This window comes from Gammaproteobacteria bacterium (genome assembly GCA_040183005.1).
Lineage (GTDB): Bacteria > Pseudomonadota > Gammaproteobacteria.
This window is the reverse complement of sequence record JAMPIW010000001.1, coordinates 101,318-125,196: the sequence shown is the minus strand read 5'-3', so window position 1 is coordinate 125,196 and position 23,879 is coordinate 101,318. Positions and strand designations below refer to the sequence as shown.

Annotated in this window: 26 protein-coding genes, 1 tRNA gene and 1 pseudogene; 17 read left to right on the top strand and 11 right to left on the bottom strand. The window is 56.1% G+C overall.

Going from position 1 to position 23,879, the window contains the following annotated elements:
* Window positions 1–121 precede the first annotated feature (121 nt).
* The 4 genes from M3A44_00655 to M3A44_00640 all read left to right on the top strand — a co-directional run bounded on the left by M3A44_00655 (window position 122) and on the right by M3A44_00640 (window position 5,197).
* Window positions 122–2,065 carry an Ig-like domain-containing protein gene (locus tag M3A44_00655; GenBank protein ID MEQ6340177.1) on the top strand — a complete coding sequence of 648 codons (1,944 nt, stop codon included), beginning with the start codon at window positions 122–124 and terminating at the stop codon, window positions 2,063–2,065.
* A 140-nt stretch (window positions 2,066–2,205) separates the two neighbouring features.
* A complete protein-coding gene (gene aroK / locus M3A44_00650; protein MEQ6340176.1) occupies window positions 2,206–2,736 on the top strand; it encodes a shikimate kinase AroK in 531 nt (176 codons plus the stop codon).
* Between the two features lie 114 nt (window positions 2,737–2,850).
* The gene (gene aroB, locus M3A44_00645) at window positions 2,851–3,933 is read left to right on the top strand and encodes a 3-dehydroquinate synthase (GenBank protein MEQ6340175.1); all 1,083 of its coding nucleotides are present in this window, start codon (window positions 2,851–2,853) and stop codon (window positions 3,931–3,933) included.
* A gap of 82 nt (window positions 3,934–4,015) precedes the next feature.
* Complete coding sequence (locus M3A44_00640) at window positions 4,016–5,197, top strand: deoxyguanosinetriphosphate triphosphohydrolase (protein MEQ6340174.1); 1,182 nt, start codon at window positions 4,016–4,018, stop codon at window positions 5,195–5,197.
* A 189-nt stretch (window positions 5,198–5,386) separates the two neighbouring features.
* Here the strand turns inward: M3A44_00640 and M3A44_00635 are convergent, their stop codons facing one another.
* Together M3A44_00635 and M3A44_00630 are read right to left on the bottom strand one after the other, a co-directional pair.
* Window positions 5,387–6,355 carry a formylglycine-generating enzyme family protein gene (locus M3A44_00635; GenBank protein ID MEQ6340173.1) on the bottom strand — a complete coding sequence of 323 codons (969 nt, stop codon included), beginning with the start codon at window positions 6,353–6,355 and terminating at the stop codon, window positions 5,387–5,389.
* Window positions 6,345–7,286, bottom strand: a complete 942-nt coding sequence (locus M3A44_00630) for a formylglycine-generating enzyme family protein (protein ID MEQ6340172.1) — start codon at window positions 7,284–7,286, stop codon at window positions 6,345–6,347. Before M3A44_00630 ends, M3A44_00635 begins: the two co-directional genes overlap by 11 nt.
* 410 nt (window positions 7,287–7,696) lie before the next feature.
* Here M3A44_00630 and M3A44_00625 point away from each other — a divergent pair.
* Window positions 7,697–7,772: transfer RNA gene (locus tag M3A44_00625), tRNA-Phe, on the top strand.
* Between the two features lie 62 nt (window positions 7,773–7,834).
* On the opposite strand, the gene M3A44_00620 is transcribed toward M3A44_00625, so the two are convergent.
* The 4 genes from M3A44_00620 to M3A44_00605 all read right to left on the bottom strand — a co-directional run bounded on the left by M3A44_00620 (window position 7,835) and on the right by M3A44_00605 (window position 11,219).
* A complete protein-coding gene (locus M3A44_00620; protein ID MEQ6340171.1) occupies window positions 7,835–8,854 on the bottom strand; it encodes a site-specific integrase in 1,020 nt (339 codons plus the stop codon).
* A 483-nt stretch (window positions 8,855–9,337) separates the two neighbouring features.
* Window positions 9,338–9,592 (bottom strand): hypothetical protein, encoded by a 255-nt coding sequence (locus M3A44_00615; protein ID MEQ6340170.1) that lies wholly within the window; start codon window positions 9,590–9,592, stop codon window positions 9,338–9,340.
* Window positions 9,589–9,927, bottom strand: a complete 339-nt coding sequence (locus M3A44_00610; GenBank protein MEQ6340169.1) for a hypothetical protein — start codon at window positions 9,925–9,927, stop codon at window positions 9,589–9,591. Before M3A44_00610 ends, M3A44_00615 begins: the two co-directional genes overlap by 4 nt.
* A gap of 5 nt (window positions 9,928–9,932) precedes the next feature.
* The gene (locus M3A44_00605) at window positions 9,933–11,219 is read right to left on the bottom strand and encodes an ISL3 family transposase (GenBank protein ID MEQ6340168.1); all 1,287 of its coding nucleotides are present in this window, start codon (window positions 11,217–11,219) and stop codon (window positions 9,933–9,935) included.
* An 83-nt stretch (window positions 11,220–11,302) separates the two neighbouring features.
* On the opposite strand from M3A44_00605, the gene M3A44_00600 reads away from it, so the two are divergent.
* The 3 genes from M3A44_00600 (at window position 11,303) to M3A44_00590 (ending at window position 13,456) form a co-directional block, all read left to right on the top strand.
* Window positions 11,303–11,803 (top strand): hypothetical protein, encoded by a 501-nt coding sequence (locus tag M3A44_00600; GenBank protein ID MEQ6340167.1) that lies wholly within the window; start codon window positions 11,303–11,305, stop codon window positions 11,801–11,803.
* A 99-nt stretch (window positions 11,804–11,902) separates the two neighbouring features.
* Window positions 11,903–13,069 (top strand): IS4 family transposase, encoded by a 1,167-nt coding sequence (locus M3A44_00595; GenBank protein MEQ6340166.1) that lies wholly within the window; start codon window positions 11,903–11,905, stop codon window positions 13,067–13,069.
* A 108-nt stretch (window positions 13,070–13,177) separates the two neighbouring features.
* Window positions 13,178–13,456, top strand: a complete 279-nt coding sequence (locus M3A44_00590) for a type VI secretion system Vgr family protein (protein ID MEQ6340165.1) — start codon at window positions 13,178–13,180, stop codon at window positions 13,454–13,456.
* 26 nt (window positions 13,457–13,482) lie between these two features.
* Here the strand turns inward: M3A44_00590 and M3A44_00585 are convergent, their stop codons facing one another.
* The 3 genes from M3A44_00585 to M3A44_00575 all read right to left on the bottom strand — a co-directional run bounded on the left by M3A44_00585 (window position 13,483) and on the right by M3A44_00575 (window position 15,846).
* Window positions 13,483–15,039, bottom strand: coding sequence for an IS66 family transposase (locus M3A44_00585; GenBank protein MEQ6340164.1), 1,557 nt, complete (start codon window positions 15,037–15,039; stop codon window positions 13,483–13,485).
* 151 nt (window positions 15,040–15,190) lie between these two features.
* Window positions 15,191–15,532: an IS66 family insertion sequence element accessory protein TnpB gene (gene tnpB / locus M3A44_00580; GenBank protein MEQ6340163.1), complete on the bottom strand. Its 342-nt coding sequence runs from the start codon at window positions 15,530–15,532 to the stop codon at window positions 15,191–15,193.
* Complete coding sequence (locus tag M3A44_00575; protein ID MEQ6340162.1) at window positions 15,529–15,846, bottom strand: IS66 family insertion sequence element accessory protein TnpB; 318 nt, start codon at window positions 15,844–15,846, stop codon at window positions 15,529–15,531. Before M3A44_00575 ends, tnpB begins: the two co-directional genes overlap by 4 nt.
* Window positions 15,847–15,900: 54 nt before the next feature.
* Between M3A44_00575 and M3A44_00570 the strand changes: the two genes are divergently transcribed.
* The 5 genes and pseudogenes from M3A44_00570 to M3A44_00550 all read left to right on the top strand — a co-directional run bounded on the left by M3A44_00570 (window position 15,901) and on the right by M3A44_00550 (window position 19,522).
* A complete protein-coding gene (locus tag M3A44_00570; GenBank protein MEQ6340161.1) occupies window positions 15,901–16,971 on the top strand; it encodes a type VI secretion system tip protein VgrG in 1,071 nt (356 codons plus the stop codon).
* A gap of 9 nt (window positions 16,972–16,980) precedes the next feature.
* A complete protein-coding gene (locus M3A44_00565) occupies window positions 16,981–17,673 on the top strand; it encodes a hypothetical protein (GenBank protein MEQ6340160.1) in 693 nt (230 codons plus the stop codon).
* A gap of 89 nt (window positions 17,674–17,762) precedes the next feature.
* Complete coding sequence (locus M3A44_00560; protein ID MEQ6340159.1) at window positions 17,763–18,113, top strand: hypothetical protein; 351 nt, start codon at window positions 17,763–17,765, stop codon at window positions 18,111–18,113.
* Window positions 18,114–18,134: 21 nt separating this feature from the next.
* Window positions 18,135–18,821 carry a penicillin-insensitive murein endopeptidase gene (locus M3A44_00555; protein ID MEQ6340158.1) on the top strand — a complete coding sequence of 229 codons (687 nt, stop codon included), beginning with the start codon at window positions 18,135–18,137 and terminating at the stop codon, window positions 18,819–18,821.
* A 5-nt stretch (window positions 18,822–18,826) separates the two neighbouring features.
* Window positions 18,827–19,522 (top strand): annotated as a pseudogene (locus M3A44_00550) (type VI secretion system Vgr family protein).
* Between the two features lie 45 nt (window positions 19,523–19,567).
* Here M3A44_00550 and M3A44_00545 read toward each other — a convergent pair.
* Together M3A44_00545 and M3A44_00540 are read right to left on the bottom strand one after the other, a co-directional pair.
* Window positions 19,568–19,951 (bottom strand): response regulator, encoded by a 384-nt coding sequence (locus M3A44_00545; GenBank protein ID MEQ6340157.1) that lies wholly within the window; start codon window positions 19,949–19,951, stop codon window positions 19,568–19,570.
* Between the two features lie 15 nt (window positions 19,952–19,966).
* A complete protein-coding gene (locus M3A44_00540; protein MEQ6340156.1) occupies window positions 19,967–20,497 on the bottom strand; it encodes a hypothetical protein in 531 nt (176 codons plus the stop codon).
* A gap of 254 nt (window positions 20,498–20,751) precedes the next feature.
* Between M3A44_00540 and M3A44_00535 the strand changes: the two genes are divergently transcribed.
* From M3A44_00535 to M3A44_00520, 4 genes are all read left to right on the top strand, one after another.
* Window positions 20,752–21,672 (top strand): LysR substrate-binding domain-containing protein, encoded by a 921-nt coding sequence (locus M3A44_00535; protein ID MEQ6340155.1) that lies wholly within the window; start codon window positions 20,752–20,754, stop codon window positions 21,670–21,672.
* 133 nt (window positions 21,673–21,805) lie between these two features.
* Window positions 21,806–22,279: a rubrerythrin family protein gene (locus M3A44_00530; GenBank protein MEQ6340154.1), complete on the top strand. Its 474-nt coding sequence runs from the start codon at window positions 21,806–21,808 to the stop codon at window positions 22,277–22,279.
* A 36-nt stretch (window positions 22,280–22,315) separates the two neighbouring features.
* The gene (locus tag M3A44_00525) at window positions 22,316–22,486 is read left to right on the top strand and encodes a rubredoxin (GenBank protein ID MEQ6340153.1); all 171 of its coding nucleotides are present in this window, start codon (window positions 22,316–22,318) and stop codon (window positions 22,484–22,486) included.
* 75 nt (window positions 22,487–22,561) lie between these two features.
* On the top strand, window positions 22,562–23,704 hold the full coding sequence (locus M3A44_00520) for an FAD-dependent oxidoreductase (GenBank protein MEQ6340152.1): 1,143 nt from the start codon (window positions 22,562–22,564) through the stop codon (window positions 23,702–23,704).
* The last annotated feature ends 175 nt before the right edge of the window (window positions 23,705–23,879 follow it).

The following is a 23,879-nucleotide window of genomic DNA, read 5'->3' as shown; positions in this document are numbered from 1 at the left end:
AATTGCACGCTAAAGATGCGCGCCGCGCTGCCGATACCTCTCGAGCGAAGCTGGATTTTGATGGGCGCCCTTTGCCCCCGGAAAGCAAAGGACCAGCGCAAACGTTTGTGGAGATTGAGACATGCATAAAACCGTAAGAAAAATTATTGCCTTACTAATGATGGCCGCGCTGGCGGGATGCGGCGGGGGGAGTGACGCATTTACAGGCAGCACCTCATCCACCACAACCACCCCTACCACGGGCACGGGCACAACAGGCACAGGCACGACTACACCCGTCACGCCTTCCGCCCCCGTCGCCAGCCTGCAGTTTCTGGTCAGCAGCCCGCAACTGCTCTCCGCCGGCTCCCAGGATGTGACATTGACGGTGCTCACCAAAGATGCCAGCAATAATTTTGTATCCGGGGCGCCCGTAGCGTTTGCCGCCTCGTCAGGCGGTATCCAGGTAACCCAGGGCACCACCGATGCCTCGGGAGCAGCCACCGCCAAGCTCTCACTTGGCGGTGATCCAACCAACCGAACCATCACCGTGACCGCAACGACCGGCACACTGGTCGCCACCAACAAGGTTTCGGTGACCGGCACCGCGATTACCTTCAACGGCAGTAAATCGGTGGTGATGGGCAAAACGGCAAAATGGAGCATCTTCCTGAAGGATTCGGCAGGAAAAGGCATACCGAACGCGCCCGTGACCGTGACCTCCGCCAAAGGCAACACCCTCGCCCTCAGCAGCACCGTGACGGATATTCTCAACAATCCGGTGACGGATGCCAATGGCGCAGTAACCCTGAATATAACCGCCGTGGCGGCAGGCGCCGATACCATTACCGCCACCGCCGCAGGAACCAGCGGCCAATCCACCTTGACCGTGGATTCGTCGAGCTTTGCCTTCACCAGCCCGGTCAGCGCCACAGAGGTGCCACTGAGTACCGCACAAAGCGTCACCGTCCGCTGGCTGGTTGGTGGCACGCCACAGGTGGGCCAAACCATCGGCTTCAGCGCCAGCCGTGGCACGCTCAGCAGCACCACGGCCGTTACCGATGGCAGTGGCGATGCTGCGGTCAGCATCTCCGCCCTCAGTGCCGGCCCGGCGGTGATTTCCGCCACGACACCTGGCGGCTCTGCCTCAACGGATCTGACCATTGAATTTGTCGCAACCACGGTGACCTCCATGACCGTACAGGCCGATCCGGCGGTGATATCGACCAACGGCGACACCAGTACGATCACCGCCACGCTACGCGATGTGAACAACAATCTGATCAAGAACAAGACCGTCAGATTTTCCGTATTCGATGTGAGCGGCGGCAACATCTCGCCCAACGAGGCGGTGACTGACAGCTCTGGCCGCGCCAGCACCACTTACACCAGCAGCATGGTGTCCAGCGCCAAGGACGGCGTGGTGATAACAGCGACTGTAGACGGCACCAGCGTGAGTAACTCCGCCAAGCTCACCGTCGGCTCCAAATCGCTGTCCATCGCGCTGGGTACTGGAAACAAGGTTGCCGTCGAGGATGCCACGCGTTATAGGCTACCGTATTCAGTGCTTGTTACCGATTCAGCAGGCAGTCCGGTCAAGAATGCGTCGGTAACGCTAAGCCTGGTACCGTATGAGTATTACAAAGGCGTGAATGTTCGGGTCTATAGTGGTAGTGGCACTTTCGTAGGCTGGCAGGCGAGCGTTAGCAGCCTTCCATGTGTCAACGAGGACTTAAATTTAAACGGGATTTTTGATAAGGCCCCCGCGTCGTCAACACCAGACTTTGACGAAAACAATAATGGCCGGTTGGAACCAGGCAATGTCGCCACAGTAACACCAAGGAGCGTGACTACAGACGCAAACGGCTTTGCCTTGTTCGACATCATATATGCAGCAGAATATTCTCAATGGGTAACACTGTCACTGGAGGCGAGGGCGTCGGTATCGGGTAGCGAGGCGTTGACTCGGGCGAGGCTGACACTCCCTCGGCTTGCTGATGACTTTAACCAGCAAACAGTGTCGCCCCCAGGCTATGTGAGCCCCTTTGGCACAGCTGCAACCTGTGCCATCAATGAAATGCCATAATTAGGCCCGGCTTCCCGGCCAAGTTAGACCCCTTCAGCCCCGACGCCCCAAAAAGGCCTCGGGGTTGAAGTCTTTTTGCTCTCCCCATCGGCACCACCAAAACCGGCCATCCCCACCCGGTTTTAGGGTAATATTTGCCCATGGCAAAATCCGACAACATTTTTCTGATCGGCCCGATGGGCGCAGGCAAGACCACCATCGGGCGACAGATCGCCAAGAACCTGGGCGTGGAGTTCGTGGACAGCGACCATGAGATTGAGCAGCGCACCGGGGCGAGCATCCCCCTGATCTTTGAGATCGAGGGCGAAGAAGGTTTCCGCAAGCGTGAGCGGGAGGTGATTGACGACCTGACGCGCCGCAAAGGCATCGTACTGGCCACCGGCGGGGGCGCCGTGCTGGACACCGCCAACCGCAACCATCTGGCCGGGCGCGGCACAGTTATCTATCTGCGCGCCTCGCTGGATCACTTGCTCAAGCGCACCGCACGGGATCGCAACCGCCCACTACTGCATACCGAAGACCCGCGCGCCCGGCTGGAGGGGATCATCAAAATACGCGAGCCCCTCTACCGCGAAATCGCCGATATCATTATCGACACCGACAGCAACACCGTGCGCGCCACGGTGCGGATGATTGAAGACCAACTGCAGGCGTCGAGTAATTATAAATAATCTATGTAGGGTGCGTCCCACGCACCACAATCATTGGTGCGTGGGACGCACCCTACGATTCTCAGGCCAAACGGTTAAACAATTTTTTGCAGGAACCCGCGGGATTCACACACCATGAAAACATTACACGTTGAACTTGGGCCGCGCAGCTACCCGATCCATATCGGCAGCGGTTTACTGGGGCGCGCTGAGTTACTGAAACCATTCATCGCCGGCAAACAGGTGATGGTCGTAACCAACGAGACGGTCGCACCCTTATACCTGGACAAAACGCTCGCCGCACTGAGTGGCTATCAGTGCGAATCGGTGATCCTGCCGGACGGTGAGCAATACAAGACGCTGGAGGTGCTGAACCGCATCTTCGACGCCCTGCTGCGCAAGCATCTCGACCGCCGTGTCACGCTGGTGGCGCTCGGCGGCGGGGTGATCGGTGACATGACGGGTTTTGCCGCCGCCTGCTATCAGCGCGGCGTGGATTTCATCCAGATCCCCACCACGCTGCTCTCACAGGTGGACTCCTCGGTGGGCGGCAAGACCGGCGTCAACCATCCGCTGGGCAAGAACATGATCGGCGCGTTTCACCAGCCGCGTTGCGTGATCGCCGACACCGACACCCTTAACACGCTGCCGGACCGCGAGTTGAGCGCGGGGCTTGCCGAGGTGATCAAATACGGCCTGATTCGCGACCCGGCCTTTTTCGACTGGCTGGAGCTTAACATGGACAAACTCCTGGCCCGCGACACGCAGGCACTGGTCTATGCCATCGAGCGCTCCTGCGCCAACAAGGCCGAGGTGGTGGCGCTCGATGAACGCGAGGGCGGCGTGCGCGCCACGCTCAATCTGGGCCACACCTTCGGACACGCCATCGAAACCGGCATGGGCTACGGCGCATGGCTGCACGGCGAGGCCATCGGTGCGGGCATGTGCATGGCGGCAAGGATGTCGGCACGCCTGGGCTGGCTAAGCGAGGCAGATGTGACACGTATCGAGACATTAATCAGGCGCGCACGCCTCCCGCTGCAATCCCCGGCAGGGCTGGATACCGCGCGCTTTATTGAACTGATGGGCGTGGACAAAAAGGTGCAGGACGGCAAAATCCGCCTGGTGCTGCTCAAGGCCATCGGCGAGGCGGTGGTGACCGATGATTTCCCGCCCGGTCTGCTGCGCGAGGTGATCGAGGCATGCAAAGAAACGTAGGGTGCGCCGCGCGCACCATAGGCCCATATGCAAATGAGTTGGTGCGCGCGGCGCACCCTACTACCCTTTAACAGGACAAGCCATGGCCGCGCAACCCGAAGCTCGAAACCCGACACTGGATCTCGCCCCCTACGCCGCCCACCCGGTAGCCTCGCGCGGGCGCCGCTTCCTTGAGCCGTCACCCACCTATCGCAGCGAATACCAGCGTGACCGCGACCGCATCGTCCACTCCGCGGCGTTCCGTCGCCTCGAGTACAAGACCCAGGTGTTCGTCAACCACGAGGGCGACATGTTCCGCACCCGTTTGACGCACTCCATCGAGGTGGCGCAGATCGGCCGCTCCATCGCGCGCGTGCTGCGGCTCAACGAGGATCTCGTCGAGGCCATCGCACTGGCGCACGACGTGGGCCACACCCCCTTCGGCCACGCCGGGCAGGACGCGCTCAATCACTGCATGAGCGCACACGGCGGTTTCGAGCACAACCTGCAATCGCTGCGGGTGGTGGATGATCTGGAGGAAAAGTACGCCGAATTTCCCGGCCTGAACCTCACCTTCGAAACACGCGAGGGCATCCTCAAACACTGTTCGCCACGCAAGGCCCTGGAGCTGGGGGAAGTCGGGCTGCGCTTTCTGGACAAGCAACAGCCCGGCCTGGAGGCGCAACTCGCCAACCTGGCGGATGAAATCGCCTACAACAATCACGACGTGGACGACGGGCTGCGCGCCGGGTTGATCGACGTGGCGCAATTGTGCGAAGTGACGGCGTTCCGCGAGCAGTATGCGATTGTCAAAAACACCTACCCTGATCTACCAGAGCGGCGCACCATACACGAGGTGGTGCGCCGCATGATTAACCGCCAGGTGATAGACCTCGTGGAAACCAGCCGGACACGGCTGGCGCAGGCAGCGCCCGCCGATATCGGCGCAGTACGCGCCTGGGCCACGCCCCTGATCGGCTTCAGCGACGCCATGCGGACACAAAATCTCGAATTAAAGCAGTTTTTGCGCAAGGAGTTGTATCAACACTACCGCGTGCGCCGCATGACCACCAAGGCCGCGCGCGTCATCAGCGAGCTGTTCGAGGTCTTCATGAATGACCCGCGCCTGCTACCGCCGGAACCTGCCCACCACACACAGATTCTTGAAGAGGCCCAAGGCACGGCTGGCCGTGCCCGCGCGGTGGCAGACTATATCGCTGGCATGACCGACCGTTATGCAATCAAGGAATATAACCGGCTGTTTGACCCGTTGCAGCTCACGTAAACCTAAAAAAACTATTGAACCGCAGAGGACGCGAAGAAATTCAGGGGGTTAACGTAGCGAGCACACCCACCCAGCGGGTGGCTAGGCACACATTGTCAAGGTCTTGTTTTTCCTCTGTGTTCTCCGCGTTCTCTGTGGTGAATCGCCGCTTTTAGGGTAAAACACCTGGTGGGGGCGGACCCACCACCATCAACCCGCATCCGCCGCACACCTAAACCCCACATCGGTGCTGATCGTGGCGGGCTCGGCATGCGCACGACGCGCCGCCCGGTAAAACGAACTCAAGGCGTAATGCCCCTCGCCCGCGCCGCCGCCACGCACCACCTTGTGGACCTCACCAAAGGCCTCATTTTTGTATGTGGCGCCGGGGTAGGGCCGATACCAATCGTTCACCCACTCCGAGACATTGCCCGCCATGTCGTAAACGCCATGGGGTGATTTGTCCCCCGGATAGGAGCCTGGCGCGGCAACCGCCTCGGCGCCTTCGCCATCCGCGCCAGTATTGGGCCGTTTGACATCCCACTGGTTGCCCCACGGATACTCAAACCCCTGCGTCCCACGCGCGGCCTTTTCCCATTCCGCTTCGCTGGGCAGGCGCTTGCCCGCCCACCTGCAAAAGCTGTAGGCATCGTCCCAGCTCACGCCCGTCACCGGCAGTTTGTTGCGCTGTCTCTGTATCTTTTCCAGCTCGGCAAGCAACACCTCGCGCGTCATCGTGCTGGCTTCTTTGTCGATCTTGAAGTAATCCGTGGCAATCCAGCGCAAATTCTCCACGCTGGCGGCGCGTAGCTTATCGTCGCGCACGTTGTAGCCATTTTGCACCCAGGAAGGCGGATCAGGCGCCTTGGTCTCCAGAACAAACGCCTTGTACTGCGCGTTGGTGACCTCATACTTGTCGATCATAAAGGCGGGGAGATCCACCTTGCGGGGGGGGTGTTCATCCACGTAGAGCGGATTCACAAAGCCATACTCTTTCTGGAGGTCCGTATCGTCGGTCTTGTTGCTGCCCATGACGAACCCCCCGGCCGGGATAAGCGCCATGCCCTCCACTACCGGCGGCTGTTTCATACGCCCTTGAGGCGCATCCTCGTTCTTGCCGCAACCAAAGAGCACTACGGCTAGCGCGGCGACTAGCGCAGTACCATGGTTATTTATCATCTTTGGCGCAACGAAAGCCGAAGCTGGCATTTTTCACCTTCGCATTAAAAAAAGCGCGATTGAACACCGGGGCGGAGATGCCGCATTTGTAAAACGAGCAATCCCACCACGAACCACCCTTCAGGGTCTTGTACTGCTCGCCATAATTCTCGCTGGGTTTTTTGTTGCCGGGATAGGCCCGGTACCAGGAATCGGTCCACTCCCACACATTGCCCGACACATCGTGAAGCCCATACGGACTGGCTCCTTCCGGGAACGCGCCCACCGGTGTGGTATCTCCTTCCACCTTGAGCTGCCCCCAGCGCACCGGCGAGTTGACCTTATTGATATCAAACTGATTGCCCCACGGAAACATCCTGCCATCCGTGCCGCGCGCCGCCTTTTCCCATTCCTCATCGGTCGGCAGACGTTTGCCCGCCCAGGCGCAGTAGGCCTTCGCATCATGCCAGGAGACAAAGGTTACGGGATGATCCGCCTTCCCCGCAGGGAAGGTACGGTTGACAAAATGGTCTGGTGAGCGCCGCCCCGTGGCGGCCACTTCCGGCATCCTGCCTCTCGCGGCACTTGCACTTCCCTGTGCGGCGTCGATAAACTGCTTGTATTGCAGGTTTGTCACCTCATACTTGTCGACCCAGTAGGACTTCAAGCGCACGGTATGCTGCGGCCCCTCGTCCGACAGACGCTCATTCGTACCCATGATGAATGGCCCCGCCGGAATATGCACCATCTCATTGGGCTTGGAGCCGATGCGGGTGCTGTCATAATACATCGGGATCGACAAGGGTCGGGGCACACCCAAACCTTGCCCTGGTGACACCCCAGATGTATCCTCCAGCGCGGGTGATGATACCCGCGCAACCGGCGTGACCCGCCCCTTAACCACACGAGACGCATGGCAATCCACGCACCCGGCCGCCAACGACGCCTTCATGAGCTGACTGCCGTTCTCCTGATGGCAAACAACACAGCCTTGCGCCTGCCGATGATGAAAACTGGCTAGCTGACGTGTACTATCAGCGCAAACGATCCCGCCATAAGCACTCAAGCCAATGATAGATAGATATAAAGTTAATTTATGCGGTTTCAAAACAACCCCGTGAAAGAACAATCGATGGCCTATTGTAATAGAGGACTTGCCGGTACAGCACAAAAAATAGGCAGTATCACTTGACGCACCATGCCTGACTTAGGTCTAATACGCGTTCCTCGCAGATCAGTGCGCACAGGTAGCTCAGTCGGGGGAGTCCGCTAAGCGGACGAACGCCAAGTCAGGATGACATGGTCAGGGCAAGTTAAATCGCGACGGCACCGCAAGGGAAGGCAAGAGTACACTATCATTCGGCCCAGGTAGCTCAGTCGGTAGAGCAGGGGATTGAAAATCCCCGTGTCGGCGGTTCGATTCCGTCCCTGGGCACCAGCTTTTTCTAGCATTTTCATAATCTTACCTACCTCCATCGTTGTGTTAAGAATTGAGTGCGACTACCCTTGCACCGATTTTGCACCAGTCACGAGCTTTGGACGGCACAGGTTTTCCGCGTAGTCGGACAGGTGGTCGGCGCTCAGGTGAGCGTACCGGCGCACCATCTCGACCGATGACCAGCCAGCCATCTCCTGGAGCGCATACAGTGGCGTTCCAGCCTGAACATGCCATGAGGCCCACGTATGGCGGAGATCGTGGAACCTGAAGTCCTCAATACCAGCACGCTTGAGCGCTTTGCGCCAGGCGTGATTGTTGGCGCGGGTGACGCGGTTGCCCTGGTAGGTAAACACCCAGCGGTCATGTTGGCCAACCTGACGGCGCAGAATCAATACAGCTTCGGCGTTGAGCGGTACGGTAATGGCCTTGCGTGCCTTGGCCTGGTCGGGGTGAATCCAGGCAATACGGCGTTCGAGATCGACTTGAGACCATTCCAGGCCGGTGATGTTTGACTCGCGCAGGCCTGCGGCCAACGCAAAACCGGCCATGGCCGCCAGATGCGGCGGCAATGCTGCTAAGAGGCGTTCGGCTTCTTCGCGGGTCAGCCAGCGAATGCGGCGTTTAGATTCGGAGAGCATACGGAAGTTGGGAGACTTATCCAGCCAATCCCATTGGTTGGCGGCACACCGAAGTATCGATCTGATGACAGCCAGCATGCGGTTTGCGCGAGCAGGGGAAGCACCGTCATCGAGCTTGGCTTGGGCGATGGTTTCCAAAAGGGCGGTGGTGATGGAGGCAAGAGGTATGTCGCGCAGGTGAACATCCAGCCAGCGGAGGTGAGACTTATCAGTTTTGAGACTGGCCTTATGCGCCTTTTCAGCTAACCAACGCAAAACGGCCTGCTGCCAGAGGTAGCGGGGACGGTCTCCGATCTGATGGACGCGCCAGTATTCGGCTTTCAGGCGGTCGTGGTATTCCTGGGCGGCTTGCCTGTCGGTAGTCCGAGCGCTGACAAATATTCGGCTGCCGTTGGGAGACGTGAAACGGACGTACCAGGTTTTACCGCGTTTGACGACGGGCATAGACTCTCCTCAGTTTTTGCAGCGTACCCACTACGTAGGTGTTCGACCAAATCGGCGTCGATGAACCTCCAATGCCGACCAAGGCGAGTTGCGGGAATCCTACCGGCGCGCGCCATACGGCGCAGCGCCTCGGGATTCACCGCAAGGAAAATGGCAGCATCGTGAAGGTTCATCACGCGCATGAGTGACGGTTACCCACCGCTTCCCTCCCGCCAGGGGATACGCAGAGGCATCCCCTTCTGGTCGGCGCTACGCGGCCGTGGATAGCCGTCGCTGTTGGTTCATGTGCGCTCATAAAATACCTCTAGCACCAGGCGTCGAGTGTCACAGGTACACAACCAGGATACAAACCAAAAAAATTCACAATAAACAGAAATGAAATACAACATATAAGAACGAGCAGATTTTTAAAAAATCCGCTCCAAACAATCATCGACACCAAATCTTGCCAAAATTTTCCTAAGTCCATAAATTCAAACCTCTTTAAGATAGGCGTAAAGTAACTGTCGCGACTCCGGCACGACGCAGTGTTGCAACGAGAGTTTCAAGATCCTTGAAAACACGACAGCCGCCACGCTGCCTTTCAAGATAATAAACAGCCCCGTGAAGTTCGGTGCCGATTGAGACTACCCAGCCCGATGGGTCACGGTTTTCAGACACCTCGACAGTATTGACCAGCCGCATTTTGATGAACTCCTTGAACATGACTAATTTGAGAAGTTTCGTTTCTGTGTTCACCTGCTCACCATATCCATTTGTTGGCGCTCGCTGACGCGGCCCCACGACTCGATTGGCCATGTCATGGCTACGTATTTCGATTTCCCTTTGGTGATCTCAACGCCGTAACTATGCCAGCGGACCTCCCAACCCAATGCGTTCAGGTCAGGGGAGCGGAAGGATTGGATGATGCGATAACTCGCATCCATTACATCGACCAACGCCATAACATCGGGGCCGACGCCAATCGTCCCGGAGAAACGCAAGCGATTACCCGATGCCTCTATCAAATTAACGAGAAAATCATCGCTGAATTTCTTTGTGGCTCTTCGCGTGATCGTGTGGGTAAATTTCATGTTTTTTAGAGCCTCGGGAGCATAGACGTGAGTATTTTTAGTCGCAGATATTCTTCATCGCGCAGACCATATGCACGGCGTTGGATGACGCATATCTTATTGTTGAGCCCCTCAACAAAGCCGAGTGAAACTTTATTCTCTGGCTTGCAATAGGCTGCGATCCCATCCCAATGGCGCTCAACCATCTCGGCAAATTTCTCGTAAGGTTTCAGGCGCTGCCACTTCAGGCTGGTTTTCCAATTCTCGAAGAAACGCCGCGCCCATGCTTCGCTCCTGTAATCCCACAACTGGCCAAACGACTCTTTCAGCAGGTACGCCGTGTTCAGCCGTTTGTTCGCTGCCAGCAAAGCCTTCAAAGAACGTCTGCCGTCCAGTGTCATATTTTCGTGATTGGAAAGCAGTACGTATTTCTGCCCCTTAATGTAGCGCCTATCCTTGCCCTGAAGACGTGCATATTCCATCTTTCTGACTTTATCCAGAGCATCGCCGAGATGGCTCATGATGTGGAATTTGTCGAACAGGATGGCCGCCTGCGGGGCGCGTTCGTTGGTTACGTTACGAAAGGGCTTCCACATATCCATCACTGCAAGACAAATGCCTTTGGATTTCTTCTCTCCCAGCCAGTCATAGAACTGTCGCATGCTGTCCTCCGAACGGTCGGCACCGCCAAACCAGATGGGACGACCACGGATCAAGTCGCTGACTACAATGCGATAGGTATGTCCTTTGCGAATCGATATTTCGTCGATGCCAATGGCCTTGGGTGCTGGCGTTCCGGCGCGTTCCAGTTGCGCGGTCATGTATTGCTTGTCCAGTTCCTTGACGGTGTGCCAGTCCAGAAGCAATTCGCGGGCAATGTCCGACACCGTGCTGGCGCGACACCGTCTGCCTACATACCAAGAAAATCGCTTTGTATAGAGTGGGTTGTCGGCGAGAAAGTCGAGTCGTTCGCGTTTCACTTTCCCGCAGTGCCGACAAAGCACCCGTCGAATTTCGATTTCCAGATAGATACGTGTGTCGCCACAGGAGAGGTCGCGAACTCGTCGAAGCCTCTTGTCGTACCAACCAGAGCGCGTTCTGCCGCAACTGTTGCAGGCCGTTTTTTTGAGCGCCGAACGAGCGTGATGATCCGTGCTTTGGAGTCGCCAAAGATGCCGCGTATCTTTTCCAGCGGGCGAAAACAGGGGAATCGATGTGCGTCGAGAATGCGTTTGGGTTTGCGTGAAATAGCCATTGAAAAAACCTCCCATTTTCTGCAACAGGTGCAGGATGCATTTTGCCTGATGCCACAAGGCTTGCAGAGGTTTTCATGTTAAATTTCACCCACTCGATTTCACGAAGACCCAAATTTCGCAGCCTTCAGCCTGGGTTGGCAATGAGCGAAATACTGAAATCACTCAAGCTTCGCGTTTACTATTCATCAGAAGGCGATAAAACGCATGCCATTAAACTTTCCGGGAGTTGGGTGAAAGTTGAATGTCAATTTCAAGGGCCAAGTGAACCCTACGCCCTTCTTGCGGATTTGAATTTTGATGGAAATGCCGATATTTGGATTACAGGTTTTACTAACGGTCAAGGACGATCACGGTGTTCCGACGTTTGGCTGTTCAACCCAAAGAAAAAGAAATACCAATATAATGTGGAACTCTCAAGAATCCATAACCTTGAGGTTGCTCCCCAAGAAAAAAAACTGGAGGGAGGAATATACAACTGTGGATGCGCTGCACAATGCTTTTTCCATGACACCTACATTTGGCAATCCGGCGCTTTATTGAAAATCGCACGTCGCGAACAAGATTGTGAGATTTATCGAGAATTTGTATTGATTGATGGAAACCCAGAAGTGTCCGGCAATTTCGCAAAGACGGCTATATAACATGATGATGTTGAATAGGAAAGTGTGTGTTTAGGGGTGTCACCGACTTGAACGTGAATTTTTTGGGAAACTGGGGCTTTCCCCCCAGGAGTTTCCGTCATGTATTCAGGCCAGTTGGTGTTCGCACAACTCATGGAGCATTTGCCCCTTCACACATTCCGTCGCTGCGTGCAGCGCTACCCTTCCAAATATCCCACCAAGACTTTTTCGCATCTCGATCAATTTCTCTGCATGGCGTTCGCGCAGCTGACTTACCGCGAAAGCCTGCGCGACATCGAAACCTGTCTGCGCGCCCACCAAGCCAAGCTCTATCACTTGGGCATACGAGGCAACATCGCCAAGAGCACGCTGGCCGATGCCAACGAGCAACGCGACTGTCGCATCTACGCGGATTTCGCGATGAGCTTAATCCAGACCGCCAGAAAGCTTTACGCCAGCGACAGCTTTGCGGTCGAACTGGAACAGACGGTCTACGCACTCGATACCACGACCATCGACCTGTGCTTGAGCGTCTTTCCGTGGGCACGCTTCCGCTCCACCAAAGCTGCCGTCAAGATGCATACGCTGCTCGACCTGCGCGGCAACATTCCAACCTTCATCCACATCAGCGATGGCAAGATGCACGAGGTCAATGTGCTCGATATCCTGATACCCGAAGCCGGCAGCTTTTACATCATGGATCGTGGCTTCACCGACTTCGCTCGCTGGTTCACCCTGCATCAAGCACAGGCGTTCTTTGTCATCCGTGGCAAATCCAATCTGCTCTTTCGTCGCGTCTACTCTCGCACCGTGGACAAGTCCACTGGACTGCGCTGCGACCAGACCATTGCATTGACTGCTCGCAAGGCCAGCAAGGATTACCCGCAGCACCTGCGACGCATCAAGTTCTACGATGCCGAACACGACAGGTTTCTGGTCTTTCTGACCAACAACTTCGACCTGCCTGCGCTGACCATCGCTCAGCTTTATCGTTGCCGCTGGCAGGTCGAGCTATTCTTCAAGTGGATCAAACAGCATCTTCGAATCAAGCGGTTCTATGGCACCACCGAGAATGCAGTCAAGACGCAAATATGGATCGCCATCGCGGTTTACGTCGTGGTCGCCATCGTGAAAAAGCGGCTCAATACCGAGGCTTCGCTTTACACAATCCTACAGATTTTGAGCCTGACTCTTTTCGAGAAAACGCCACTCGATCAATTACTTAAAAATGCGGAGACGCAAATGAGCATGCAGAAAGACAATAACCAATTGAATCTATTCAATTAAATTACCGGACACTTCTGATGGAAACCTTAAGGTTGTACGCCAAGAAAAAGGCATGCCAGACGATAGCCAATATGCGCGCCGCCAAAATGGTGAACTTCATTTTCTAAATTGGGACCCGCATTAAAACGAGGAAAATATGAAGATATTCTCTGCATGATTCCCCGAGTCCTGACCCACCACCCCGGCACCCTCTCCGGCATCCACAGCCACAGCCTCGACGGCACCGGCTACAACCAGTGGGTGATCGACGACACCCAACACCAGCTGCGCATGCGCCTGGCCAGCAGCACCGCCGCCTCCCAGCTCAACCTCGGCCACCTCATCCACCAATCCCCCGCCAGCGCCCAGCGCGGCAGCTTTAGGGGCGAGGGCTTCGAACTGCGGTAAGCGTCCAGCCGCCCCATCTATACAGCTCAGCCTGATGCCTGCACAGACCGCAACGGCAACAGCTCATCAATGCGGCTGTTAGGCCAGGTCGGTAGTTTCTCCAGCGTATCCTTCAGCCAGGCCGCCGGCTCGATGCCGTTAAGTTTCGCCGTTGCGAACAGGCTCTGGATGGCGGCGGCGCGGCGGCCCGCGCGTTCACTGCCGGTGAACAGCCAATTCTTTTTACCAAGCGCAATAGGACGGATGGTGTTTTCCACCGGGTTGTTGTCGATGGGGTAACGGCCATCCCCGAGGTAGCGCTTGATTGCATCCCAGCGTTTGAGGCTGTAGTCGATGGCCTTGGCGGTGCCGCTACCCGTGGCGGTGGTGAGCCGTGTGCGCTGGAGCCAGGCATGGAATTCGTCCAGCTTCGGCTTGGCGTGTTGCTGGCGTAATGCATGACGATCTTCGATGCCCAGGGTCTTGCCCTGATCTTCGATGGCGTAGAGTCCGGCAATGCGCTTCAATGCCTCGGCCGCAATCGGGCTCTGATGGGCGGCATGCAGATCGTAGAATTTCCGCCGCGCATGGGCCAGGCACGCCAGTTCCACCACGGCGTGGGCGAACAGGCCTTTGTAGCCGGCATAATCATCGACCATAAGGGCACCCTTCCAGCCTTGCAGGAAGTTCCTGGCATGTTTGCCGCGCCGGTCGGCCTGGTAGTCGAAGAGGACGAGGGGGTCTCCCTGTTCGAGATCGCAACTTCGGTAGGCCCAGAGGAAGGCGCGTAGCGTTTTTCCCCGTCCGGGGTCGAGTTGCTGCACCGGGGTCTCGTCGGCGTGCAGGACGGTGCGCTGGCGGAGTCTCTCGGCCAGCCGGTCGGCCAGCGGCTGGAGTGCCACGCCAATGCGACCTACCCATTCGGCCAAGGTGGAGCGTGACAGGGTAACCCCACTGCGGGCCGCGATCTGCTCCAGCCGGTAGAGAGGCAGGTGATCCATGAATTTGCTGACCATCACCCAGGTGAGCAAGCCCGGCGCCGCCATGCCGCCGTCGATGACCGCCGGCGGAATCGGCGCCGCACTGACGGTCTCACAAGCACGGCAAGCATACTGCGGACGAATGTGGCGATGCACGAAGAAGCGGGCGGGCTCGACATCCAGTTGCTCGCTGATGTCTTCGCCGATCTTGACCAGATCCTTGCCGCACTGGCCGCAGGTGCAACCCTCAGGTTCGTGGCGATGCTCGATGCGCGGGACGACTGCATGGATGCAGGAGGTAGAGCAACGCATGGAGCGGTTGCCGAGATGATTCGGCAACGGCTGGCGACCGGCGCGTTCGCGCTTGGGTTGCTGGGTAGATGCCAGCTGTTCCACTTCGGCTTCCAGCGCACTGGTGTCGGTATTCCAGCTTTCCTCGAACAACTCGCGCTGCTCCAAGGAGAATTGTTCGCTCTTGTTGGCAAAGCGAATGCGCTTGTAGTAGGCGAGTTCGAAGGTCAGGGCCTGGATTTTGAGGTCGGCGTGTTTGAGCTGCTGGTCGCGCAGTGACAGTTGATCGCTTAACTGTTGTACTTTGTTACTCTTTTCGTCGAGCTGCTGCATCGCCAGCACAGCCCAGTTTTTGAGAGCGGCAGGAGCGTCTTGCAGGGCTGCTTCGGCAACGTTTTTCATGACAAAATTATACCATGAAACACCGCAGAAAGCCGCATAAATACAGGTTTTTATTCACCATTTTTCATGGCGGCTTCAATCGTCACAAACGCCAGTCGGCCGCCGGTTGGGCCGACATCCGCTGCCAGTCGACACCAGCAATCAGCCACTGCCATTGGGCAAGTTCCAATGACCAGACCGGACTGTCCGCCTGCGGCCAGACGAAGCGCCCCCGATGCAACCGGCGCTGGCACAACCACACGCCATTGCCATCCCACAGCAACACCTTGAGCCGATCACCGCGACGGTTACGAAACACATAGGCCGAGCCATCGCAGGGGGCCTTGCCCAGCGCCTGCTGCACCCGCAGCGACAGACCATCGATGCCCACCCGCATGTCCATCGGCGCGACCGCCACCCAGATCGTATGCGGCTGCGCAATCATGACAAGCCCCGCAGCAAGGTTGCCAGCCAGCTTGCCGAAACACCGGACGGCAGCGTGAGCTGCCACCCCCCCGCGTTCTGCAACACCAACCCAGCACCGTTGACCTCCTCGATCTGCACGGGCACCAGCGTGACCGCATCCGTGCCGCTCACGCAAACGTCGTTTCGACGGTCTTTGGCGATCCGGTAGCGAAGCTGCTTCGGCACCAGTCCATGCTGCCTGCAATAATCAATCTGCTTCAGGCCACTACACCGCCAGGCCGCGACGTGCTGCTGCCAGTAGTGGCGACTTGCCTCCAACGATTTCATATTCATGTGCCGCTCTCCTGTGAAAACCACAGGGTGGCGCAAGGGTAACTATAAAAACAGGTGGGACGGCTGGACGCTTACGAACTGCGCACCGATGCCTGGGCCTCTATACGCAGCGCGGACGGCATCCTCATCGCCACCACCCAACGCCCCGGCCTGGGCGCCAGCGTCACCTCCACCCAGATGGACGCCGCCGAAGCCGTGGCGCAGATGAAAGCGGCACACGCGCTGTCCAAAACCCTGTGCGACGCCGCCACCCACCAAACGGCCCTGAACAGCAAGACGGCCCAAACCGCCCAACACGACCTCATCAACGCCATCGACCCCGCCCAGCAAGGCAAATACACCGCCCCAGTCAACAGCCAGACCGCCCAGAAGACACAGCCGGGCACGAGAGACCTCGATCCCACAACACCGGTCGAGAAATTCGCCACCCCGGCCATCCTGCTGGACAGCCCCACCAACATCAACTGGGACACCCCCGCCAGCACCGCCCTGTTCGCCGGGCAACACCTGCACTGGACCAGCCAGGCCGACCTGCACCTCGCCGCCGCCCACACCCTCGCCAGCGTCGCCGGTGGCGCCACCACCCTGTTCACCCACAGCGGCGGTATCCAGGCCATCGCCGCCAACGGCCCGCTCTCATTACAAGCCCACACCGATCAACTGGAGATCCTCGCCGACGACAGCGTCACCGTCACCTCCGTCAACGGCGACATCGAAATCAAGGCCAGCCAGAAGATCGTCCTGCAAGCCGGGCAATCGTCGATCACGCTGGAAGGCGCCAACATCACCCTGGCCTGCCCGGGCAGCGTCTCGGTGAAGGGGGCGGTGCATGGATTTGAGGGGGCGATGCGGGAGGAGGCGGGGTTGGAAGGGTTGCCGGTGGGAGTGGTGGGGGCCGCTGATAATGAGCTTGCAACATTTTTGGAAGAGAAAACGTGGGTTGAGTTCCAGCTTGTTGATTCCACCAACCAACCTCTACCATTTGAGAAATATGTTCTACAGCTACCTGATGGCCGAAAAACTACGGGACAGCTGGATGCAACTGGGGGCGTTAGAATTGAAGCGGTAAAGCGGGGAGAGTGCATAATCTCGTTTCCATCACATAACTTAACGCTAAGGACGTAAAATATACCGATGGTTGCAGTAACCGAGAGTGCGGCTAAAACTGGCGTTAAAGGCATGACAGGACGCGCCACGAAGATTGAGGTGCAGCTTGCCTCGGTGGAGGTTCTAATTGGTGGCCCTTATACCGACGTAAATGGAGAGAGGCACGAATATGGGCATGCCGCTCTACGTGTGCTCACCCAGAATAACGAACGGATTTACGACTTCGGAAGGTATCAGCCGCCTTATTGGGGAATCGGGGATTCCGAGGGATACGGTATTTTGCGCGTATGGACCAGCTTTACGGAATACATAAAGGGTGAAAATGCCTATGGCCGAACTACTAAAGGTTTCACATACTCGCTCGGAAATGAGCAGGCAGAACGCACTAACCAGCATTACAATCAAATGTTGAATGGTCTAAAACCGACTCGCCAGTATGGCAACCACATGAGCCAATATCGACTTGCTCGTGACTACCATGGTTTATACAACAATTGCACAACTATGGTGATGAGCGGTGTAAGACTCGTTTTTCCGGAGTTAGAAAAAGAGACGAGCCAGTTCAATGTTGGCCGCGGCCTGGATTTCACCACTAGAGCGGCTGCGAGCTTGAAGGGATGGCCTGCCCATATCTTTATGCCCGCCGATCTGCAAGCAATGCTGGAATCAAATACTGTGCGTCGCCCCATAAAAATCCAAGCCTACGGGCTTAAACGGTGAGCACAAGAAACTCTGTATTCGCAATAATTGCCGCCTTGTTTTTTGGAGCGGGGATCGGTTCATTAATCATCTATCATGGGGTATATACGATGAAAAAAGATCTTGCATTTAAACTGTCCGAGCCTTTGTTGTTTGCAACCCAAGATGGTTCTCAGCACTATCTGTTACCTGCGGGGGCAACACTGTTTTTTCAAAAAGGTTATGACGAGGGGCACGCCATATATACAATGGAAGTAGTATTTAAAGGAAAATTTGAAGCCGAACGTATAACAGACTTACAACAGGCTGAGCCGCTATGGGTCTATACCATAGAGGATAAGGATTTGAAAAAACTTGTTCAAAACTACCCAATATCTAAAGATGACCTGGTTCGTATTCTAAAAGCTCGTAAGATGACCCGTGACGATCTTGCCGATATCGTCCGCAATTGGAAAGACTGATTGCAAGCGGCGCACTTGAACATGGTATGGATTGGTAGTGTTCTTATTCTTGCACTATCCTTGCCGTCAAATTCAGCTATGGCGATTGAAAGCACATGTTACGGTAGCAAAAGCAATGGGCGGCTTGAAAATGGTATTCAATTGCCTCTACAGGGGAAAAATTTCTCCCCCTACAGCACTCTCGCACCCCATCTCGGTCGAACCTATGTGCATACAAAGGTTCACGACGTTGTGGTTGCCGCTTATCATGCGCTGGAGTTGGCGGCACCAGGAAAAACCTTCGTGTACGGGGAGACCGGGTGGAAATTGGGGGGTCGATTTCAGCCCCATCGCACACATCAAAATGGACTCTCCGTAGACTTCATGGTTCCGGTGCTTGATGAGGACGGACGTTCAGTCCCGTTACCAACGGGGTTGGTAAACCGCTTCGGTTATGACATTGAATTTGATACTGATGGCAAGTACATGAACTACACCATCGACTTCGAGACAATTGCGGAGCATCTTTACCATCTGCACGTTGCCGCAAAGGCCAGAGGTATAGGTTTGGATAGGGTGATATTTGATCCACGATACCTCTCCCGATTGTTTCAGACGCGGCGAGGAACATTTTTAAAAGAGCATGTCAGCTTCATGCGTGGGGAAGCGTGGGTGCGGCATGATGAACATTATCATGTCGACTTTGCAGTGACATGCAAGCCCCTATAGATCAAAAAATCCAGTTCCCCTGGCAGCGCGGCGTAGCGCCCCACCCGGGCGGTCTTTCCGATACGGGTACCGCAGGTGACGCGGCCAACGCCCCCGGCAACGAACGCTCCGGCACCTGGGTACGCGTCGCCGAGGCCCTCGCCGGCCCCAACTGGGGCAGCCACTTCACCCCGCGCATCGGCACCGAAGTCCTGGTCGACTTCATGGAAGGCGACATGGACCGCCCGGTGGTCGTCGCCTGCCTGTATAACGGCGCAGACCTGCCGCCTTACGCGGCGGGCGTAGACTCAAACGCCAATCACCCCGGCACCCTCTCCGGCCTGCACAGCCACAGCCTGGACGGCGCCGGGAGCGGCTATAACCAATGGGTCATCGACGACACCCAACACCAACTGCGCATGCGCCTGGCCACCAGCACCGCCGCCTCCCAGCTCAACCTCGGCCACCTCGTCCACCAATCCCCCGCCAGCGCCCAGCGCGGCAGCTTTAGGGGGCGAGGGCTTCGAACTGCGCACCGATGCCTGGGCCTCTATACGCGGCGCGGACGGCATCCTCATCGCCACCACCCAACGCCCCGGCCTGGGCGCCAGCGTCAACTCCACCCAGATGGGCGCCGCCGAAGCCGTGGCGCAGATGAAAGCGTCGCACGCGCTGTCCAAAACGCTGTGCGACGCGCCACCCACCAAACGGCGCTGAGCAGCCGGACTGCCCAGACCTGGCGTTGGAGTGAATGTGACAAAGTAGAATTAGAGTGTCACGAAAATATCCGAAAGCATACTTGGGCCATCTGAAGCATTGATTGGTTTGAGGACATAGTTTGTAATTCCTTGCTTGCTGCATTCCATGATTGAATCCTTATCGGCAACTGAAGTAAGCATTATTATTGGAATCACCTTGTTAGTTTCCCGAATCTTTTTCAGTGTTGCTTTTCCGTCCATTATTGGCATGACAATATCCAAGAATATCAAGTCAATCTTCTTGTCGGAAGTGCTGAGTATTTTTATTGCTTCCCGGCCATTCTCGGCTTGAATAACGTGTTCATATCCCATCGTTAGCAGAACACGCCTGAGCGATTCACGCATAATATGCGTGTCGTCAACTATCAATATAGTTGAATTTTTATCTAACATTCTTCACTCCTCCATTTAGCTCAAAAGATAGCTGAAATAAAATCGTCCAATATTTTTTATATCAATGGGAACAGTAAATATTCGTTTAACATCCGTCAATAAAAACTCGCTATCTTGCTTATTAGATATATAAAGAGGTGCACTAAAGCTAATTTTGTACTTGCTATTGTTTATGCTACGAGTCGCAAGACCAATAACGATGTTCGAGAATTCAGCCAACGCTTCTCTAATGCCATCATTTAATACTGTAAAATTTTCAGTAGTGCCCAACATTTTTGATCGCACTCTATTTCCAATCGCTATGGATGTGCTCAGGTCAAAATTCATAATTATTTTCCCTAAAACAGCAATATCACCCGAAGTTTTTGAAGATACACATACTGCGAATTCTTTAAATACAAACACATCAAGTGGGTCGCTATAACCTAGAAGGTCACTTGTGCCATGTAAGTCAGCCATGCTGTTCAGGGCAACAATTGTTTCGTTAATTAATGGCAACAATATCGAATTACGTATATTGTCGGTCAACTCACCTTGTAGTTCCATGTAGTTAGATGCTCTGCAGTTATGGTTTACAGGTATAGAATCGGCATTAATAGGAATATACTTAACCCGAATGTTTCATAAATTCGCGTGATGATCGCGCCGGATTTTTATTGATAGGGGAATTTTGTGAAGAAGCGCCGTAGTGATTCATACGGCCGACTGAACAAAATTACCATAGCAATCAAAAGACCAGCGAGGGCACGTGTAATTTATGAAACATTCGGGTTACCTCTACCTCAACATAAAAATTAATCATGACCCTCACCGAACTCCGCTACATTGTCGCCGTCGCCCGTGAACGCCATTTTGGGCGTGCGGCAGAGGCGTGCTTTGTCAGCCAGCCTACGTTAAGCGTGGCGGTGCGCAAGCTGGAGGATGAGCTGGGCGTGGTGCTGTTCGAGCGCGGCCCAAGTGAAGTAACGGTGACGCCGGTAGGAGAACGTATCATCGCACAGGCGATGCGCGTGCTGGACGAGGCTCGCACGCTCAAAGAGCTTGCCAAGCAGGGGCAGGATCCGCTATCCGGCCCAATACGTCTGGGTGCGATTTACACCATCGCTCCTTATTTATTGCCCCACCTGATTCCTGTGCTACATAAGTGCGCGCCGCACATGCCGCTGCTGATCGAGGAAAATTATACCGGCACACTGGCCGGACGCCTGCAGCAGGGCGAGCTGGATGTGATCGTGATCTCGCTGCCTTTTGAGGAGTCTGGCATTGTCACCCAACCGCTGTACGACGAAGATTTTGTGGTGGTATTGCCCGTTGGTCACCCGCTAGCGAAGAAAACCGCCGTCAAACCGACGGACATCACCGATGAGACAGTATTACTGCTGGGGGCGGGTCACTGCTTCCGTGACCAGGTGCTGAGCGCTTGTCCGGCCTGCAATCGTAGCAGCGCCGCGCCCGGCAGCCTGCAAAAGACACTGGAGGGCAGCTCACTGGAGACTATCCGGCTGATGGTGGCCTCCGGTGTGGGGATCACGGTGCTGCCGGGCACTTCGGTAAGCACCCGACACAACAAGCTACTTGCTGTGCGCCCCTTTGTTAAACCCGTCCCCACCCGCAGAGTAGCGCTGGCCTGGCGTAAGAGCTTCACCCGGCCCGAAGCGATTCAAGCCATCCGGCAGGCTATCCTTTCCTCGGATCTGCCAGGCATACGCCCTATTATGTGATAGTAATATACTATCAATATAATAATAACGATCAATTAGATTAATTACTCTTGTGCATCTAATATGCGTCTTACGTGGTTACGGCCACGTGCAAAAATGAGATGTCATACCCTTGGATACACAGGAGAAAATCATGAAACACGACGGTTCGGTAACCATCCAGAATCTTGAAGCGGCCTTCGCCGGCGAGTCGATGGCATACATCAAATATATGTACTTCGCCAAAATCTGCCGTGCGCAGGGAGACGAGGAAACCGCCAAGGTCTTTGAAGATACGGCGGCGCAGGAAGTGCAGCATGCCTTCGGCCACCTTGATTTGCTTTACCCTAAGGACCGGATGGATGCCGCGCGCTGCCTGGATATGGCAATTGCCGGGGAAACCTACGAGTTCACCGAGATGTACCCCAAGTTCAGGCATTTGGCGGTGCAGGAAAACAACGAGGCGGCGGTGCGTGAATTCGACGAACAAATCGCCGAGTCCGTTGAACATGCGCAACGCTTTCAGGCGACGCTGGAAAAGGCCGCCAAACGGTTTGCCGCCTTGACCAAGGTTGAAGAGCGTCACGCCAACCACTATCGCGCGACTCTCGCCAAAGTGCGCGGTTAAATTGCTCATTTAAGAATGATTAAGAGGAAAGAGATGATGAAAAAATGGCAATGTGTAGTCTGTGGCCTGATCTATGATGAAAGCGCCGGAATGCCTGCGGAAGGCATCGCTCCGGGTACGCGCTGGGCGGACATCCCCGATAACTGGGCCTGCCCGGATTGCGGGGTAACAAAAAGCGATTTCGAGATGATTGAAATCGCGGCATAATTTCCACACCTGATCCGCAGGGGGGCGGTTTGTGAACCGCCCCCTGCTTTTATCTTAATCACTCTTGGAGATCCCATGAACCCCATCATCATCGTCGGTAGTGGTCTTTCGGGTTATACCCTGGCCCGCGAATTCCGTAAACACGACAAAGACACGCCATTGCGGATCATAACGGCGGATGACGGGCGCTTTTATTCCAAGCCTATGCTTTCCAATGCCTTGAGCAACGGCCGGACACCGGATCAGCTGGCCACGGCTGACGCCACACAAATGGCGGCCCAATTGAACGCGGTGATCCAGACGCATAGCCAGGTGAACGCTATCGACACGGCGCGTCATATCATTACCGTGGATGGCCAGGAGCTGGAATACGCCAAGCTTGTGCTTGCGCTGGGCGCCGATGTAATCAAACCCCCATTGAAGGGCGATGCCGCTGATGCCGTGATGTCGGTGAATGACCTGGGCGACTACACACGTTTTCGTGCTGTCATTGCCGACGCCAAGCATGTCGCTATCATCGGCGCGGGGCTGATCGGCTGTGAGTTCGCCAACGACCTGCGCAGTGTAGGTATCGCCGTGGATGTCATCAGCACAGGCAACGCACCGCTCAATCGCCTGCTGCCCGAGGCGGCCGGACACGCATTGCAGGAAGGTTTGGCACAGATCGGCGTCAACTGGCACATTGACAAGGCCGTTACGGCGGTAGACCGTGCCGCTCAAGACTACCGCCTTACACTCTCTGATGGCTCAAGCGTCGAGGCAGACGCGGTGTTGTCCTGCGTGGGCCTGCGTCCGCGCACCACTCTGGCCAATGCTGCGGGCATACACACAGTGCATGGTATCGCCGTGGACCGCTTCCTTGCCACCAGCGCACCCGATGTTTATGCCATGGGCGATTGCGCCGAGGTAGAAGGCTTGGTGCTGTTCTACGTCATGCCGCTGATGAACGCCGCACGTGCCCTGGCCAAGACCTTGGCGGGCGAGCCTACCCCCGTCGCCTATCCGCCCATGCCGGTGGTTGTGAAAACACCGGCACATCCCGTAGTCGTTTCCCCGCCGTCGCCCGGCGTTATGGGCGTATGGAAAATCGAGGGATTGGACACCGGCGTGCGCGCGCTATTTTTTGATGGTGACAACAAACTGCGCGGCTTTGCCCTGACCGGCACAACGGTGAGTGAAAAAAATGCGCTGGTCAAGGAATTGCCAGCGCTGCTTTAATCATGACAGCGGTTCGCCATAGAGAACAAATGCCTTACGGGCCAATGCACACTACCGTCGACAACCCATTGAATTATCTGGGTGTTCTGGCAGCCGCTCCATGCTTCGCTCTACCTCCGATGCACTGGGACGTGCAAGTGCCGCAGGCGCAGGATGCGCAGGAGTGGCCCGCATC